15 protein-coding genes are annotated in these 16,499 nt (G+C 74.4%); 3 read left to right on the top strand and 12 right to left on the bottom strand.

The features are described from left to right. The 12 genes from F6X68_RS10430 to F6X68_RS10485 all read right to left on the bottom strand — a co-directional run. Positions 1–1,191 (bottom strand): acetylornithine transaminase (locus F6X68_RS10430; protein WP_151454075.1); only part of this gene is annotated, 1,191 nt, incomplete at its 3' end. After that, entirely contained in the window at positions 1,188–2,192 is a 1,005-nt protein-coding gene (gene argB, locus F6X68_RS10435; RefSeq protein ID WP_151454076.1) for an acetylglutamate kinase, read from the bottom strand. The genes F6X68_RS10430 and argB, both read right to left, overlap by 4 nt. Further along, on the bottom strand, positions 2,189–3,361 hold the full coding sequence (argJ, locus tag F6X68_RS10440) for a bifunctional glutamate N-acetyltransferase/amino-acid acetyltransferase ArgJ (RefSeq protein WP_151454077.1): 1,173 nt from the start codon (positions 3,359–3,361) through the stop codon (positions 2,189–2,191). The genes argB and argJ overlap by 4 nt, the downstream gene beginning before the upstream one ends. 31 nt (positions 3,362–3,392) lie before the next feature. Further along, on the bottom strand, positions 3,393–4,394 hold the full coding sequence (gene argC, locus F6X68_RS10445; protein WP_151454078.1) for an N-acetyl-gamma-glutamyl-phosphate reductase: 1,002 nt from the start codon (positions 4,392–4,394) through the stop codon (positions 3,393–3,395). A 175-nt stretch (positions 4,395–4,569) separates the two neighbouring features. Further along, a complete protein-coding gene (pheT, locus tag F6X68_RS10450; RefSeq protein WP_151454079.1) occupies positions 4,570–7,116 on the bottom strand; it encodes a phenylalanine--tRNA ligase subunit beta in 2,547 nt (848 codons plus the stop codon). A gap of 39 nt (positions 7,117–7,155) precedes the next feature. Then, positions 7,156–8,235: a phenylalanine--tRNA ligase subunit alpha gene (pheS, locus tag F6X68_RS10455; protein WP_132240216.1), complete on the bottom strand. Its 1,080-nt coding sequence runs from the start codon at positions 8,233–8,235 to the stop codon at positions 7,156–7,158. A gap of 210 nt (positions 8,236–8,445) precedes the next feature. Beyond that, a complete protein-coding gene (locus tag F6X68_RS10460) occupies positions 8,446–9,291 on the bottom strand; it encodes an RNA methyltransferase (RefSeq protein ID WP_151454080.1) in 846 nt (281 codons plus the stop codon). 32 nt (positions 9,292–9,323) lie between these two features. After that, positions 9,324–9,716, bottom strand: coding sequence for a 50S ribosomal protein L20 (gene rplT / locus F6X68_RS10465; RefSeq protein ID WP_030335718.1), 393 nt, complete (start codon positions 9,714–9,716; stop codon positions 9,324–9,326). Between the two features lie 31 nt (positions 9,717–9,747). Further along, positions 9,748–9,942, bottom strand: a complete 195-nt coding sequence (rpmI, locus tag F6X68_RS10470; RefSeq protein WP_007458415.1) for a 50S ribosomal protein L35 — start codon at positions 9,940–9,942, stop codon at positions 9,748–9,750. 19 nt (positions 9,943–9,961) lie between these two features. Next, a complete protein-coding gene (infC, locus tag F6X68_RS10475; RefSeq protein WP_121395190.1) occupies positions 9,962–10,585 on the bottom strand; it encodes a translation initiation factor IF-3 in 624 nt (207 codons plus the stop codon). 336 nt (positions 10,586–10,921) lie between these two features. Continuing rightward, positions 10,922–11,395, bottom strand: a complete 474-nt coding sequence (locus F6X68_RS10480) for a PH domain-containing protein (RefSeq protein WP_132240188.1) — start codon at positions 11,393–11,395, stop codon at positions 10,922–10,924. Between the two features lie 69 nt (positions 11,396–11,464). Then, complete coding sequence (locus tag F6X68_RS10485; RefSeq protein WP_225852129.1) at positions 11,465–12,355, bottom strand: Crp/Fnr family transcriptional regulator; 891 nt, start codon at positions 12,353–12,355, stop codon at positions 11,465–11,467. A gap of 177 nt (positions 12,356–12,532) precedes the next feature. Here F6X68_RS10485 and F6X68_RS10490 point away from each other — a divergent pair, with 177 nt between their 5' ends. Genes F6X68_RS10490 through F6X68_RS10500 form a run of 3 tightly spaced genes read left to right on the top strand, consistent with a single transcriptional unit; the run spans position 12,533 to position 16,487 of the window. Further along, entirely contained in the window at positions 12,533–13,381 is an 849-nt protein-coding gene (locus F6X68_RS10490) for a hypothetical protein (protein WP_151454081.1), read from the top strand. Continuing rightward, on the top strand, positions 13,378–15,660 hold the full coding sequence (locus F6X68_RS10495; protein ID WP_151454082.1) for a hypothetical protein: 2,283 nt from the start codon (positions 13,378–13,380) through the stop codon (positions 15,658–15,660). The genes F6X68_RS10490 and F6X68_RS10495 overlap by 4 nt, the downstream gene beginning before the upstream one ends. Then, positions 15,657–16,487, top strand: a complete 831-nt coding sequence (locus F6X68_RS10500) for a hypothetical protein (RefSeq protein ID WP_225852130.1) — start codon at positions 15,657–15,659, stop codon at positions 16,485–16,487. The genes F6X68_RS10495 and F6X68_RS10500 overlap by 4 nt, the downstream gene beginning before the upstream one ends. The last annotated feature ends 12 nt before the right edge of the window (positions 16,488–16,499 follow it).

A 16,499-nucleotide genomic window follows, 5' to 3' on the forward strand; every position in this document is an offset into this window, starting at 1 on the left:
GGCCGGGACCGTGCCGGCGGCGGCCGGGGACGCCGCGTCGAGGGCGGCCGGGAGGGCGGCCAGGAAGGCGTCGACCTGGGCGACGGTGAGGATCAGCGGCGGGGCGAGCCGTACCACGCCGGGCTGCACCGGGTTGACCAGGAAGCCGGCCTCGCGCAGCGCCTCGGCGAGCACCTTCGAGACGGGCGCGGCGAGCACCACGCCGAGCAGCAGGCCCGCGCCGCATACGCCGTCGACCAGCGGGTGGCCCAGCGCCTCGATCCCCCGGCGCAGCCGCTCGCCGACCCGCTTGACGTGGTCGAGCAGCCCCTCGCTGGCGATGGTCGACACCACCGCGAGGGCGGCGGCGCAGCTCACCGGGTTGCCGCCGAAGGTGGTGCCGTGCGAGCCGGGGGCCAGCAATTCGGCGGCCCGACCGAAGGCCAGGCAGGCGCCGATGGGCAGCCCGCCGCCGAGGCCCTTGGCAAGGGTCACCACGTCGGGCTCGATCCCGTCGGCCTGGTGCGCGAACCAGTGCCCGGTACGCCCGACACCGGTCTGCACCTCGTCGAGCACCAGCAGCGCGCCGTGCCGGGCGGTGATCCGGCGTGCGGCGGCCAGGTAGCCGGCCGGCGGGACCACCACGCCGTTCTCCCCCTGGATCGGCTCCAGGATCACCATCGCGGTGGCGTCGGTGACAGCCGCCTCCAGGGACGCCACGTCGCCGTAGTCGACGTGGGTCACCTCGCCGGGAAGCGGGCGGAACGGATCGGCCTTGGCCGGCTGGCCGGTGAGGGCGAGCGCGCCCATCGTCCGGCCGTGGAAGCCGCCCCGGGTGGCGACCACGTGCGAGCGGCCCGTCAGCCGGGAGAGCTTGAACGCCGCCTCGTTGGCCTCCGCGCCCGAGTTGGCGAAGAAGACCCGTCCCGGCCGCCCGGCCAGGGCCAGCAGCAGCTCGGCGAGGGCCACCGGCGGTTCGGCGATGTAGAGGTTCGAGACGTGCCCGAGGGTGGCGACCTGCTTCGACACGGCGGCCACCACGGCCGGGTGGGCGTGGCCGAGGGCGTTGACCGCGATGCCGCCGACGAGGTCGACGTACTCCCGGCCGGCGTCGTCGACCACGACTGCGCCGGAGCCTGCGACGAGGGCGAGCGGCGGCGTGCCGTAGTTGTCCATCATGGACTGTGCCCAGCGCTCGACGAGCGTGCTCATCCGGCGATCGTGCCTTCCTGGTTGGCGGCGGCGGAGCTGACAGGCCCGCTCCGCGCGCTGACGGCGTCCTCTTCGTTCGCGACTGCGGGGCTCACTCGCTCCGCTCCCGCACTCCTCGCGCTCACGACCATGGTTCCGAATCCTTCCGAGGTGAAGACCTCCAGCAGCGTGGAGTGGGCGACGCGGCCGTCCACGACGTGCGCGGCCGGCACGCCCTGCCGCACCGCCCGTAGGCACGCCTCCATCTTCGGAACCATGCCACTGGACAGCGACGGCAGCAGCGCCGCCAACTCCTCGACGGTGATCTCGCTGATCAGGCTGTCGGTGTCGGGCCAGTCGGCGTAGAGGCCCGGCACGTCGGTGAGGACCACCAGCTTGCGGGCGTCCAGGGCGACGGCGAGCGCGGCGGCGGCGGTGTCGGCGTTCAGGTTGTGCAGCACCCCGTCGGCGTCGGGCGCCACGGTGGAGATCACCGGGATGCGACCGGCGCCGATCAGGTCGGTGACCGCTGAGACGTCGACCGACTCGACGTCGCCGACCTGCCCGACGTCGACCGGTTCCCCGTCCACGTACGCGGGCCGCCGCACGGCGGTGAACAGTCCGGCGTCCTCGCCGGAGAGGCCCACCGCGAACGGGCCGTGGGCGTTGATCAGGCCGACGAGTTCCCGGCCGACCTGGCCGACCAGGACCATCCGGACCACGTCCATCGCCTCCGGGGTGGTGACCCGCAGGCCGCCCCGGAACTCGCTGGCGATGCCCAGCCGGCCGAGCATGGCGGAGATCTGCGGGCCGCCCCCGTGCACCACGACCGGCCGGAGGCCGGCGTAGCGCAGGAAGACCATGTCGGCGGCGAAGGCCCGCTGGAGCTCGGGGTCGACCATGGCGTTGCCGCCGTACTTGACCACGACGGTCGAGCCGGAGAAGCGGGCCAGCCAGGGCAGCGCCTCGATCAGCGTGGCCGCCTTGACCTGGGCGCGGGCGAGGTCGGTGGAGAGGCTCATGTCGAGTAGGCCGAGTTCTCGTGCACGTACGCGTGGGACAGGTCGTTGGTCCAGATCGTGGCCTCGGCGGCGCCGGCGTGCAGGTCGATGCGGATGGTGACGTCCCGGCCGGTCAGGTCGACCTTCGACCGGTCCTCGGCGGCGGCGCCGGAGCGGCACACCCAGACGCCGTTGACGGCGACGTCGACCCCGTCGGGCTCGAACGCGGCGGCGGTGGTGCCGACGGCGGCGAGGATCCGGCCCCAGTTCGGGTCGTTGCCGAACAGCGCGGTCTTGACCAGGTTGTTGCGCGCCACCGAGCGCCCCACCTCGACCGCGTCGTCCTCGCTGGCCGCGCCGACAACGTCGATGGCGATCTGCTTGGTGGCGCCCTCGGCGTCGGCGATGAGCTGCTGTGCCAGGTCGTGGGCGGCGGCGGTGACCGCCGCCGCCAGCTCGGCCGGGGTCGGCGCGATGCCGCTCGCGCCGCTGGCCAGCAGCAGCACCGTGTCGTTTGTCGACATGCAGCCGTCGGAGTCGATCCGGTCGAAGGTGACCCGGCACGCCTCCCGCAGGGCGGCGTCGAGGGCCTCGGGCCCGGCCACCGCGTCCGTGGTCAGCACGCAGAGCATGGTGGCCATCGCCGGGGCGAGCATGCCGGCGCCCTTGGCCATGCCGCCGACCGTCCAGCCGCTGCCCCGGGCCACCGCGGTCTTGGGCCGGGTGTCCGTGGTCATGATGGCCTCGGCCGCCGCCGGGCCGCCGTCGCGCGCCAGCCGGCGGATCGCCGAGCGTACGCCGGGAAGCAGCTTGCCCATCGGCAGCCGCTCGCCGATCAGGCCGGTCGAGCAGACCGCCACGTCGGCGGCGCCCAGCATCAGCCGCGGGCTGGCGGCGGTGAGCGCGGCGGCGGTGTGCTCGGCCGTGGCGTGGGTGTCCTGGAAGCCGGCCGGGCCCGTGCAGGCGTTGGCGCCACCGGAGTTGAGCACCACGGCGCGCGCGACGCCGCCGCGCACCACCTGCTGCGTCCAGAGCACCGGCGCGGCCTTGACCCGGTTGGCGGTGAACACGCCGGCGACACCGGCGTCCGGGCCGTCGTTGACGACCAGCGCGACGTCGCTCGCGCCACTGGTCTTGAGCCCGGCGGCCACCCCGGCCGCCCGGAACCCCCGCGGAGTCGTGACGCTCACTGCACCAGTCCTTCGTTCGTGGCTACGGAACTCACGGCGCGACTCCCCAGGTGGACAGGCCCGTCGTCTCCGGCAGGCCGCACATCAGGTTGGCGTTCTGCACGGCCTGGCCGGCGGCGCCCTTGCCGAGGTTGTCCAGCGCGCTCAGCACGATCATCCGGCGGGAGTCGACGTCGACCGTGGCCTGCAGGTGGCAGGAGTTGGAGCCGAGGGTGGCGGCGGTGTGCGGCCAGGCCCCCTCGGGCAGGACGTGCACGAAGGGCGCGTCCGCGTACGCCTCGGCGAGCACCGCCCGCGGGTCGACGCCCCGGGCCGGCACCGCCGTCACGGTGGCGAGGATGCCCCGGGGCATCGGCGCGAGCACCGGGGTCAACGACAGGCCGGTCGCGCCGGTGGCCTGCTTGATCTCCGGGACGTGCTGGTGGGTGCCCACGCGGTAGGGCGACAGGTCGCCCATCACCTCGCTGCCGAGCAGGTGCGGCTTGGCCGCCTTGCCGGCGCCGGAGGTGCCGGAGGCGGCGACGACCACCACGTCGGCCGGGGAGGCGGCGCCGGCGGCGATCAGCGGGGCGAGGGCCAGGATGATGGCGGCGGCGTAGCAGCCGGTGTTGGCGACCCGGGTGGCGCCGGCGATCAGCTCTCGCTGGCCGGGCAGCTCGGGCAGGCCGTAGGTCCACGGCCCGGCGTGCGTGCCGCCGTAGTAGTTGGCCCAGGCGTAGGGGTCGGCGAGCCGGTGGTCGGCGCCCAGGTCGACGACCCGGACCTCGGGCGGCAGCTGGGCAGCCAGGGCCGCCGATTGTCCGTGCGGCAGGGCCAGGAAGACCAGGTCCGCGTCGGCCAGCGTCGCCGCGTCCGTCTCGCCGAGGACCAGGTCCAGGCCGGCGAGCTGCGGGTGTACGACGTCGAGCCGGTGCCCGGCCTGGCTGTGCGCGGTGGCGGCGACCAGATCGAACTCCGGATGCCCGGCGACCAGGCGGATCAGCTCGCCGCCGGCGTAGCCGCTCGCCCCGGCGACCGCGACTCGGATACCCATCCCCACCTCCGCATGACTATGCAGAGGAGGCTAGCAAGCGGCGACACCTGTCTGCAAGTTCATGCAGTCGACTGCATGGGAATGAGACTGGTCCCGATCACGCTCTCACCCACCTGTGGAGCCGGGAAACGACGAGGGCTCCTCCCGCGCCGGCGGAAGGAGCCCTCGTCGTCACTCAGGCGCCGCGCAGGGTGGCGCCGAAGCGTTCCGCGGCGCGGGCGACCGCCGCGTCCCGGGCGGCCACCGCCTCCTCCACGGTCAGCGTCCGGTCCGGGGCCCGGAAGGTGAGCTTGTACGCCAGCGACCTGCGCCCCTCACCGAGCTGCTCCGAGGCGTACACGTCGAACAGGCGCACCTGCTCCAGCAGCCCACCGGCGCCCTCGACGAGGGCCTGCTGCACCTGCGCCGCGGGCACCGAGGCGTCCACCACCAGCGCCACGTCGATCAGCGCCGGGGGGAAGCCCGAGACGACCGGCCCGGACGCCACCGGGGCGGCCGGCAGCGCGTCCAGGTCCAGTTCCATGGCGCTGGTCCGCCGGGGCAGCTCCAGCGCCGCCACGACAGCCGGGTGCAGCTCGCCGGCGTGCCCGACCACCGTGCCGTCGACCAGCAGCTCGGCGCAGCGGCCGGGGTGCCAGGGGGCGTACTCGGCGGCCCGGACCTCGATCCGGTCCGCCGGGACGTCGGCGGCGGCGAGCACGTCGCGGCCGGCCTCCACGGCGTCCGCCCAGCCGGCCGGGCGGCCCGCGCCCCACCAGCCGGCCGGCTCCACGTCGCCGGTCAGCACGACGGCGACGTGCCGGGGCTGGTCGGGCACCACCGCGTCGGCGGCGGCGAACTCCTCGTCGGTGGGTCGCCGGTCCACGCCCATCGCCGGCGGGCGGCCGGCGTCGGGACGCGGGTGGAACACCGCGCCGATCTCGTAGAGGGCGAGGTCGCGCTGGCCCCGGCCGAGGTTGCGCTTCGCGATGCCGAGCAGCGGGCCGAGCAGCGTGGTGCGCAGCAGCGGCTCCTCCTCCGACAGCGGGTTGGCCAGTCGCACCGCGCTCCGGCGCGGGTCGTCGGCCGGCAGGCCGAGCTGGTCGGCCAGCCCGGGGGCGACGAACGGGTGCGCGAGCACCTCCACGTACCCCCGCTCGGCGAGCGACCGGGCCACGGCCCGGCGGCGGCGCTGCTGCCAGGTCAGGCCGCGGCCGGGCGGCGCGGTCGGCAGCACCGACGGCACCCGGTCGTACCCGTCGAGGCGGACCACCTCCTCGACCAGGTCGGCCGGGTCGGTCAGGTCGGGCCGCCAGGTCGGCGGGGTGACGCTGAGCGCGCCCCCGGTGCCGGCGGCCACGCCGACCTCGCCCGGGTCCTCGGCCAGCCGGTCGGCGCCCCGGGCCACCGTGCAGCCGACCTGCTCCAGCAGGGCGGCCACCCGCGCGGGCGGGTAGCTCACGCCGATCCGCTGGCTCGGCAGGTCGGCCGGCAGGACGACCGGGGTACGCGGCCGGACGTGGTCGATGTCGAGGATCTCGTCACCGGCCGCGCCGCCCGCGTGCTCGGTGAGCAGCCGGACCGCCCGCGCGATGGCCACCAGCGGCAGGGCCGGGTCGACGCCCCGCTCCCACCGCTTCGCCGCCTCGCTGAACAGCTTGTGCCGGCGGGCAGTGCGCCCGACCATCACCGGGTCCCAGTGGGCGGCCTCGAAGAGCACGTTCGTCGTCCCGGCGACGACCTCGCTGGTCTCGCCACCCATCACTGCGGCCAGTGAGATCGGGCCGGTCTCATCGCAGATGACCATGTCCTCGGGCGCGAGGGCGCGGGTGACCCCGTCCAGGGTGGTCAGCTTCTCCCCCGCCTCGGCGCGGCGGACCACCAGCGGCCCGGCGATCCGGTCGGCGTCGAAGGCGTGCATCGGCTGGCCCAGTTCGAGCATCACGTAGTTGGTGATGTCGACCGGCAGCGAGATGCTGCGGATGCCGGCGACGGTGAGCCGCCGCTGCATCCAGTCGGGGGTCGGCGCCGTCGGGTCGACGCCGCGCACGAGGCGGGCGGCGAACCGGTCGCAGCCGACGGTGTCGCGCACCTCGACCGGGTAGGCCGGCTCGACGGTGCCGCCGGGCGCGGGCGCCAGGCCCGGGTCGCGGAACGGCACGCCGAGGGCGTGCGACAGCTCCCGGGCCAGGCCGCGGACGCTCATCGCGTACCCCCGGTCGGGGGTGATCTCCAGGTCGACCACGACGTCGTCGAGGCCGACCACGGGCCGCGCGTCGTCGCCCGGCTTGGCCGGGGTGTCCGCGGGCAGCACGACGATGCCGTCGTGGTCGTCGCCCAGGCCCAGCTCCCGCGCGGAGCAGATCATGCCGTGGGAGTTGCGCCCGTACGTCTTGCGCGCGCCGATGGCGAAGCCGCCGGGCAGCACGCCGCCGGGGAGGATCACCACCACCCGGTCGCCGGGGGCGAAGTTGCGCGCCCCGCAGACGATCTCCTGCGGCTCGCCGGTGCCGTTGGCGTCGCCGACGTCGACCCGGCAGAACCGGATCGGCTTCTTGAAGCCGGTCAGCTCCTCGATCTCGCGGACCTCACCGACCACCAGCGCACCGGTGACGGTCTCCCGCAGGTCCACCACGGACTCGACCTCGATGCCCAGGCCGACCAGGGCCTGCTCCAGGTCGCCGGCGGGCAGGTCGGCCGGGAGGTCGACGTACTCCCGCAGCCAACTGACAGAAACTCGCATGACTCAGACCACCGTCTCCATGACTCGTACCCGCATCGCCTACGCCCCGGTCCCGAACGCGCGGGTGAACCGCACGTCGCCCTCGGCCATGTCCCGCATGTCGCTGACCCCGTGCCGGAACATCACCGTCCGGTCGATGCCCATGCCGAACGCGAATCCGGAGTAGACCTCGGGGTCGATGCCGCAGGCGCGCAGCACCCGCGGGTTGACCATGCCGCAACCGCCCCACTCGACCCAGCGCGGGCCGTCGCGGTGCTCGGGGAACCAGACGTCGAACTCGGCCGACGGCTCGGTGAACGGGAAGTAGTGCGGCCGGAAGCGGGTCTTCGCGCCCTCACCGAACATCGCCCGGGCGAAGTGGTCCAGGGTGCCGCGCAGGTGCGCCATGGTGATGCCCCGGTCCACCACGAGCCCCTCCACCTGGTGGAAGACCGGCGCGTGGGTGGCGTCCAGCTCGTCCGTGCGGTAGACCCGGCCCGGCACGATCACGTAGATCGGCGGCTTGCGGGTCAGCATGGTGCGCGCCTGCACCGGCGAGGTGTGCGTACGCAGGACGAGGCCGGAGCCCTCCGTGCCCTCCGGCGGCGCGACGTGGAAGGTGTCCATCAGGCCGCGCGCCGGGTGGTCGGCGGGGATGTTCAGGGCGTCGAAGTTGGTCCACTCCAGCTCGACCTCGGGCCCCTCGGCCACCTCGTAGCCCATGCCGACAAACAGGTCGCTGACCTGCTCCATCAGGGTGCTGATCGGGTGCCGGGCGCCCCGGGGCCGCCGGTCGTGGGGCAGCGTCACGTCGACGCGCTCCTCCACCAGCACCCGTTGCGCCTGCTCCCGGTCCAGGACCTCCTGGCGGGCCGCGTACGCGGCGTCGATGGCGCGGCGGGCCTCGTTGACCCGCTTGCCGGCGTCGGACTTGGCGGCCGGCGGCAGCGCGCCGATCTCGCGGCGGGCCAGCGAGACCGGGGACCGGTCGCCGAGGTGCGCCGGGCGAAGCGCGGTCAGCGCGTCCGGGTCACCGGCCTCGGCGAACGCCTTCTCGGCGGCGGCGACGGCCTCGGCCAGGGCGGCCGGGTCGAGCAGGGCGACCTGCTTCGGGTCGTACGGATCGTTGCGGTAGCTCATGGCGTACGGGCACTCCCTCACGGCGGCGCCAGCCCTCACGGGCGGCGAAGCGAGTCTACGGACGCGCGGCTGTGCCGCAGCCCGCCGGTGGGAGTTGTGCGGAGAGCAGGTCAGGCCCGCCGCCCGCCGACACCGGCGGGCTGGCTAAACGAACGCCGTGGCGCGTTCATGGGCGGACGGTCTCCCCTGCGATCTGACTCGACGGTCGGGTCACGACCGCCGCTGTGCTCTCGCCGAAGCGTACAGGCAGACGGCGGCGGCCGCAGCCAGGTTCAGGCTCTCGGCGCGCCCGTGCAGGGGCACCCGGACCCGGGCGTCGGCGGCGGCGGTGAGCGCCTCGGGCAGGCCGTGCGCCTCCGCGCCGAAGAGCCAGGCGGTGGGGGCGGCGAGCCGCCCGTCGTCGGCGAGGTCGTCGAGGTCGTCCTCGCCGTAGCCGGTGGTGGCGAGCACGGTGAGCCCGGCGGCGCGCAACGCCGCGACGACGTCCACCGGGTCGGGCGCGCGGACCACGTCAACGTGGAAGAGGCTGCCGGCCGAGGCCCGCACGCACTTGCCGTTGTACGGGTCGACGGCCTCGCCGGCGAAGACCACCGCACCGGCGCCCGCGGCGTCGGCGGTGCGCAGCACGGTGCCGGCGTTGCCCGGGTCGCGGATCCCGGCGAGCACGGCCACCAGGCGGGGCCCGTCGGCCAGGGCCCGCTCCAGCGGCACGTCGAGGTGGCGGCAGACGGCGACGAGGCCCTGCGGGGCGACGGTCTCGGCCAGCGCGGCGAGCGCCTCGTCGGTCGCCTCGGAGACGGGCACGTCGGCACGGGCCGCGACGGCAGCCAGGTCGGCGTGCCGGTCCAGGGCTGCGGGCGTACCGAAGAGTTCGGTGACCACCCCCGGGCAAGCCAGGGCCTCGCGGACCGCCTGCGGCCCCTCGGCCAGGAAGCGGCCGGCGGCCTCGCGGTCCCGGCGGCGCTGCAACCGGCGGGCGGCGACGACCCTGGGGGTACGCGGGGTGAAGGGGCCGGAGACAGCGTCGAGGCGTCTCCCGCGCGATGGTGACTGCATGGGAGACGCCTCGATCTGCTGGTGCGCGGGGATCAGGCGGCCTGGGCCGCCGCGCCGCCGGTGCCCTCGGCCGCGACCGCGGCCCGGGCCAGCTCGACGATCGCCGCGAAGGCGGCGGCGTCGTTGACGGCCAGGTCGGCCAGGATCTTGCGGTCGACCTCGATGCCGGCCAGGCGCAGGCCCTGGATCAGGCGGTTGTAGGTCATCCCGTTGGCGCGGGCGCCCGCGTTGATCCGCTGGATCCACAGCTGCCGGAAGTCGCCCTTGCGGTCGCGACGGTCCCGGTAGGCGTACTGCATCGAGTGCAGCACCTGCTCCTTGGCCTTGCGGTAGAGGCGGGAGCGCTGACCGCGGTAGCCGCTCGCGGTCTCCAGCAGGGTACGACGCTTCTTCTGGGCGTTCACAGCCCGCTTGACGCGTGCCATCTCAACTCCTAATTACGTAAGGTGGCGCGCGTCAGCGGCCGAGCAGCTTCTTGATGCGCTTGACGTCGGCCTTGGCCAGCACCACGGTGCCGGTCAGCCGACGGGTCTGGGTGGAGGGCTTCTTCTCCAGGTTGTGCCGGAGGCCGGCCTGCTGGGCAACGATCTTGCCCTTGCCGGTCACCTTGACCCGCTTGCCCATTCCCGTGTGGCTCTTCATCTTCGGCATGTGGAACGTCTCTCCCCTGTTACTCGCCGCTGTTGTCGGCGACGGTGCCGGTGTCACCGGCCGCTGCGGGCTCGTCGGCCGGGGCGCCCTCGGCGTCCCGCTCCCTCGGCCCGCCCCGGGTGGCCGTGGCGGCGACCGCGGCGGCCTTGGTGGCGCGGTGCGGCGCGAGCACCATGATCATGTTTCGACCGTCCTGCTTCGGAGCGGCCTCGACGTACCCCAGCTCCGAGATCTCCGACTCGAGCCGGCGCAGGAGCCGGTAACCCAGCTCCGGGCGGCTCTGCTCGCGACCGCGGAACATGATCGTCACCTTGACCTTGTCGCCCGCCTTGAGGAACCGCACCACGTGACCCTTCTTGGTCTCGTAGTCGTGCGGGTCGATCTTCGGGCGGAGCTTCATCTCCTTGATGACGGTCTGCTGCTGGTTACGCCGCGCTTCGCGCGCCTTCAGTGCGCTCTCGTACTTGAACTTGCCGAAGTCCATGAGCTTGCACACCGGCGGGCGCGCCATCGGCGCAACCTCGACCAGGTCCAGGTCGACGTCCGCGGCCAGCTGAAGGGCGCGCTCCAGCGGGACGATGCCCACCTGCTCACCCTCGGGGCCGACCAGTCGGACCTCACGTGCCCGGATCTGCTCGTTCACGCGTGGTTCGACGCTGATGGGGCCTCCTCGAGTCGGAATCTCTACGTGGCCGACCCTCGCGGCTCCCGGGTGGGAGCCGGCCCGGAAAGCAGAAGGCCCCGGCGCATGCCAGGGCCCGCTCGACCGGTCGGCACGATCACATGATCGCGCATCCGGTGCCGGGACATGCCCGGAACCGGTGACCGGACCCGGCCACCGTGGTGGCGACTCGGGTGGGAGCAGGCGCTCCTCTTTCAAGGCTGCACGCATGGGCGCGATGCGCACACACGAAGACAGCCTGGTCGACTTGGTAACACTACACCCTCGCCCGGACACCCTCCCAACCGGGCGCCCGGGTCAGCGGCCGGCGGCGCCCTCGGTGAGCCGGGCCTGGTGCGCCTGGTGCAGCCGGCGCAGGGCGCGGACCCCCTCGACGGCCCGCTCCTTGTCGGCGGCCTGGAGGGCGACCATCGGCAGCAGGTCGTCGTCGTGCAGCTCCAGGCTGGCCCAGGGCGCGCCCCGGTCGAAGCGGACCCCCCGGACGACCTCCCACGGCAGCTCGTACGAGCCGACGAGGTTGCGCACGCGCACCCCCGACGCGTTCGCGTCGACCCGGGGACGGGTGAAGATCAGGACGGCGAGCGCACCGAGGACGCCGAGCCCGACCATCGCGATCTGGTCGCCCCGCTGGAAGCTCCCGTAGCCGTTGCCCGTCGCGCCGCTCAACGAGGTGGCCAGCAGGCTGAACACCACGAACAGCACAGCCGCGCAGGCCCAGCAGACCACTCGGATGCGGCGCGGGCGCAGGTGGACGGACTCGATTTCGCTCACCCCACCAGTCTGCCACCCGGTCCCGGCCGTTCCCGCGCCGCCACACGTTCCGCCCCCGCCCGGCGCCCGTCAGTCCTCCCCGGCCTCCAGCTCGCCCATCCGCCGCAGCCGGGGCAGATCGCGGACGGTGATCCGGCGGTAGTCCGTGTCGACCAGGCCCTCCGTGCGCAGTTCACGCAGGGCCTTCTGGATGGAGGTCTCGGCGGCGCCGCAGATGCTGGCGAGTTCGGGCTGGGTGAGCCGCACGTCGATGACCACGCCGTCGCGAACCTGGCGGCCGTGGGTGCGGCAGAGCTCGGCGACGACCCGGGCGACCCTGATCTTCACCGGGTAGGAGGTGAAGTCGATGCGCCGCCGGTTGGACCAGCGCAGCCGGTCCGACACCATCGCCGCCAACTCCAGCGCGGCGTCCGGGTGCTCCTTGAGGAACATCTTGAACCGGTCGGGCTGGATGACCCGGTACGTCGCCGGCCCGCAGGTGGTGACGCTCGCCGAGCGGGGCCGGTCGTTGAGTGCCGACATCTCGCCGACGAGGTCGCCGCCGACGCGCAGGGCCAGCAGTGCGGCCCGCCCGTCCGGAAGGGTCGCGGTGACCTTCGTCAGCCCCTCCTCGAGCAGCACCAGGTGCGACTCCCGTACGCCCTCGTGGATGACGATCTGTCCGGGCGGGACCCGCCGGCGCACCCCCAGCTCCAGCAGGGCGGCACGAACCGGAGGGCCGAGCCGTTGCAGGAACGTGCCGTACGGCCAGGTGACGTCGGACAGTTCGGCTGGTCGTCGCATCAGCGCTCTCATCCTCCTCGGCCAGCGACAGCCGTCGAAGCGTAGCCGGCCCTGCGCGTAGCGCGACGCCCGCAGGCGCAGGGCGGCGGCGACGGCGAGCTGGACGATCACCCACGCCAGCAGGACGCCCGGCGGCCAGCCGACCGCGAGCAGCAGCTCCATCAGCCCGATCCTCATGCGACCAGGAGACCGGTCCGCCGCGTGCCGGACCCCCGAACAGGACGGGATGACGCCCCACCGACAGTTCCGGGCGATGCCGTACTTCTACGGGGTTCCGCCGGGCCCGTCCCGGTTCGATGTCCCCTGCGGTGCCCGCCTGTGAGGGCGGGTCGGGCGACGAAGGGCGGCACGACGATGCGACATCCCGAGCGACGACTGTTGATCTCCGTGGACATGGAGCGGTACAGCCGGCGCACCAACCTCCAGCAGTACGAGGCGCAGAAGCACTTCCGGGAGCTGCTGCACGAGGCGGCCGGCGACGTCGGCCTGGACCGGGTCGCCTGGACGACGCAGCAGGCCGGCGACGGCGAGCTGGCGATCCTCCCCCGCGACGTGGCCGAGTCCCGCGTCATCGGCCGCTTCGTACCGGAGCTGAACAGGCGGCTGCGCAGCTACAACAGCAGCCGGGTGCCGGCCGCCCGGATCCGCCTGCGGGTCGCCGTCCACCAGGGACTCGTCCACCTCGACGGGGCCAACGGCTTCCCCGGCAACGCCGTCGTCCTCGTCTGCCGGCTCTGCGAGGCGGCACCCGTGAAGCAGGCCCTGGCGGCCTTTCCCGACGCCGGGGTGGCGCTGGTCGTGTCGGCGGAGATCTACCGCGACGTCGTCACCGAGTACCCGGAGGAGATGCGCCCCGAGCGCTTCCGGCGGGTCGAGGTGACCCACCCGGACAAGGGGTTCCGGGAGGACGCCTGGTTCTGCGTCGTGGACGAGGACATGTCCGCCCTGCCGGCGGCGGAGAGCGCCGGTGCGCCTTCCCCGGCACCCGTCTCCACGGCGACGCCGCCCGCTCCGGGAGGCGGGGCCCCGGGTGGGGAGCCGTCGGAGTCCCCCGCGACCCGGACGCCGCCGGGCGCGGGCGACATCCGGACGGGTGACATCCGGGTCGACGGCCAGAACGCGATCGGGCACGGCGCCACGGCGATCGGTTCCGTCGGGCGCGACCTGACCTTCGGTGGCGGACGGGAGGGCCGGGCACGGTGACCGCGCCCCACTTCCCGTACCCGCACGTCGTCGGCGACGACGCCGACCCGGACGGGCCCCGGAACGCCCCCGGTGACGACGGGTACGACCGTCCCACGGAGGGCCCCGCGGCGGGAGCGGATGAGGGCCCACCGGACGGGCGGACGGACCCGGCGGACCCGGCGGGGACCGGGTCGTCGGAGGGCGGCGAGGCGGACGAGCCGGAGGAGCCGCTCGACTCGGCGGACGTCATCCGCGGACTGGCCGACCTGCTCGGCGGCGCCACGATCGGCCTCGGCGACGTACGGGTACGGGGCCAGAACGCCACCGGTCACGGCGCCGTCGCGATCGGCACCGTCAACGTGACCACCGCGGGAACCGACGGCACGGGGCGGATCTGGTACGAGAGCCTGAGCGGGAACGAGGTCGGGGAACTGGCGCAGGGGTACGCGCCGACGTCCAGCGACCAGCAGCTCGACCGCCACCTCAAGCGCCGCCACCTGGTGTGCCTGTCCGGCCCGTCCGCCAGCGGCCGGTTCACCTCCGCCGTCCTCGCCACCGCCCGCCGGCACGGGCTCGACCGCGCCTGCGTCCTCGGCGCGGAACAGCCCGCCGACCTGCTCGGGTCGAGCGAACGGTTGCCCGCCGGACGCGGGTACGTGCTCCGGCTCGCGGACAGCGCGGCGAACGCCGTCGACGGGTTCACCCTCGTGGCGCTCGCGGCCCGGGCCGAGGCGACCGGCATGACGCTGATCCTGGTCGGGGACTTCTCCCGGCGCGGTCAGGACCTCGCCGGCCACCTCGTGGAGCATCGGGTGCCGCCGGCGGTGGAGGTGTTCCGGGCGCGACTGCGCCAGCAGTTGGCCGGGCTGTGCGTCGGCTGGTGCCCGGACGGCTGCGACGGCACCTGCGTGGAGCGGTACGTCGACGACGAGTGCGTCACCCATCCGCTGCTCTCGGCCTACCTCGCCGGCGAGCCCCGTCCGGGCGAGGTGGTGCCCGTCGTGGAGCTGATCGCCCGGACGGTCCCGCACGGCCCCGCCCTGACCGAGAGGTTGGAGCAGCTGCTCCCCCGCCAGCTGCGGGAGCGCGCGACGCAGATCCTCGACGCCGGCCAACCCGACGGCCCGGACGGGGTCGACGCCTGGGCGGCCGACCGGGCCCGCGCCTTCCGGCTGACCTGCGCCGTACTGGCCGGGCAGCCGGTGGCGGAGATCGACCAGGCGGCCCGGCGGTTGGCCGGGACCGACCTCACCGGGACCACCTCCGTCGGACCCCGGCTGCACGGCCCCGAACTGGACACGCTGCTCGGGTCGACGCTGCGCCAGGCCGTCGTCGTGGTCGGCGACGAACGCGCCGCGGGGGGCCGGCGGATCGAGTTCGGCGCCGGCAGCGAGCAGCTCCGTTCGACGCTGCTCGAGGTCGCCTGGACTGACTGGTGGCTGCCCGGGCAGCTGCTCGGCTGGCTCGCGGACCTGGTCCGCTCCGACGTGCCGGGGATCCGGCAGGCCGCCGCGGGCGCCATCGGCTGGTCGGCCGGGCGGGACGTGCGGGCAGCCCTGGAGACGGTCGGCGACCTGGCCCGGGAACGGCGGGCGGGCGTCCGGCAGGCCGCCGCCATCGTGCTGGTCGCGATGGCGATGCAACCCGGCCTGCGCCAGCGCGTACGGACCGAACTCGACCAGTGGGCCGCCGGACCGGCGGCACACCTGCGGGACACCGTCGCGCGGGCGTACGGCCTCGGACTGGCCCGCCTCTGGCCCGACGCCGCTCTCGTGCAGTTGCGCCTGGTGGCGCAGGCCCGCATGCAGCGGCGGAACAACTCCGTGGTCCGGGGTCTGGTCGAGGTCTACCGGGACGGCCACGCGGCCACGCTCGTGCCGGAGCTGGTCGACTGGACGTCCGACGACCCGGAGGTGCGGCTGCACGCGGCGCGGACGCTGCGTGTCCTCGCCGACCGCTGGGCCGAGCCGCCCAGGGAGCACTGGCCGGAGCTGCTGGACCTCGTCCGGCGGCGGATCGTCAGCCCGGGCGACGTGGCCGCGCTCTGGGCCGTGGCGCTGGGCATGCCGCAGACGGCCTACCGCTCGTGGCGGACGCTCGGCTTCTGGCTGAACCGGGCGGACGGAAACCCCGAGGTCGCCGCCCACTGCGTGGCCCTGCTCCGGCACGTGATCGCCGGTCGGCCGCCGCTGCGGCATCGCCTCGACCACCAGGTCCGCCACGTCTGGCGGCCCATCATGCCGCGCAACGAACTGCTCGACGCCGTACACGCACTCATCGACGAGGACCTGTCATGACGACTCACCCCACCGGGCCACCCCCCACGGCAGCGTTCGTACCGCCCCAGCCGGAGCGCCGCCGCTGGTGGCACGCCATCTTCCCGCCGGTCGAACCGGTCCCTCCCGCCGGGCCACCGGCGCCCCCGGTCCCCGACACGGTGACGTTCCGCCACGACGTGCCGCAGCCGATCCTGGTCCCGGCCAGGGGCGACGCCTTCGACTTCCGGCTGCACGCCGTCTACAACTGGACCGCGCAGAACATGCCCTACGAGGCGCTGCGGCTGCGGGCCGAGCGGTATCTCGCCTGGGCGGGTGGCATCGTCCGCGAGCGGGCGGTGGATCTGGCCCGCCAGTACGAGCCGCACCGCTCGCACGACCTGGAGCGGGCGCTCAACGACCGGCTGGCCGGTCAGCGCTGGCCCCGCGAGGGTGCCCAGCCCTACTTCTGGGTGCAGGTGCGGGTCAGCCCGGACGAGCGGGTGCGGGAGCGGCTGCGGCCGTACTGGGAGCAGCGGATCAAGCTCGAGTGCGACCACGAGCTGCAGAAGATCAGGGCCCAGCAGGCCGACGAGCTGACCCGCCGGTGGTGCGCCGTGCTGCAGAGCCTGGAGGACGATCCGGTCACCGCGCACGCGGCCCGGCTGACAGGTGAACAGTTCGCGGAGGTCTTCCGCCGGTACGTGGAGGAGCGCCGGGGGACGGTGCCGGACCTGGTGGAGCTGCTGCGGGAGGCCGTGCGGGGGCACGGCGACCTCGGCATGGGGCCGTCGGAGTACACCGAGGCGTGGGACGCGGCGATCCGGACGTACGAGCGACGGCACGGGCTCTCCGAGCGGACGAACTGACCGACGGGCCCG

The sequence above is a fragment of the Micromonospora sp. AMSO12t genome (genome assembly GCF_008806585.1).
Taxonomy (GTDB): domain Bacteria; phylum Actinomycetota; class Actinomycetes; order Mycobacteriales; family Micromonosporaceae; genus Micromonospora; species Micromonospora reichwaldensis.

What these genes read in the sequence shown, in the direction of transcription:
- rpmI (WP_007458415.1), bottom strand. Translation starts at nt 9,942, where the DNA reads ATGCCGAAGATGAAGAGCCACACGGGAATGGGCAAGCGGGTCAAGGTG.
- argB (WP_151454076.1), bottom strand. Translation starts at nt 2,192, where the DNA reads ATGAGCCTCTCCACCGACCTCGCCCGCGCCCAGGTCAAGGCGGCCACG.
- F6X68_RS10490 (WP_151454081.1), top strand. Translation starts at nt 12,533, where the DNA reads ATGCGACATCCCGAGCGACGACTGTTGATCTCCGTGGACATGGAGCGG.
- pheT (WP_151454079.1), bottom strand. Translation starts at nt 7,116, where the DNA reads ATGCGAGTTTCTGTCAGTTGGCTGCGGGAGTACGTCGACCTCCCGGCC.
- argC (WP_151454078.1), bottom strand. Translation starts at nt 4,394, where the DNA reads ATGGGTATCCGAGTCGCGGTCGCCGGGGCGAGCGGCTACGCCGGCGGC.
- rplT (WP_030335718.1), bottom strand. Translation starts at nt 9,716, where the DNA reads ATGGCACGCGTCAAGCGGGCTGTGAACGCCCAGAAGAAGCGTCGTACC.
- F6X68_RS10460 (WP_151454080.1), bottom strand. Translation starts at nt 9,291, where the DNA reads ATGCAGTCACCATCGCGCGGGAGACGCCTCGACGCTGTCTCCGGCCCC.
- F6X68_RS10500 (WP_225852130.1), top strand. Translation starts at nt 15,657, where the DNA reads ATGACGACTCACCCCACCGGGCCACCCCCCACGGCAGCGTTCGTACCG.
- F6X68_RS10485 (WP_225852129.1), bottom strand. Translation starts at nt 12,355, where the DNA reads ATGAGGATCGGGCTGATGGAGCTGCTGCTCGCGGTCGGCTGGCCGCCG.
- pheS (WP_132240216.1), bottom strand. Translation starts at nt 8,235, where the DNA reads ATGAGCTACCGCAACGATCCGTACGACCCGAAGCAGGTCGCCCTGCTC.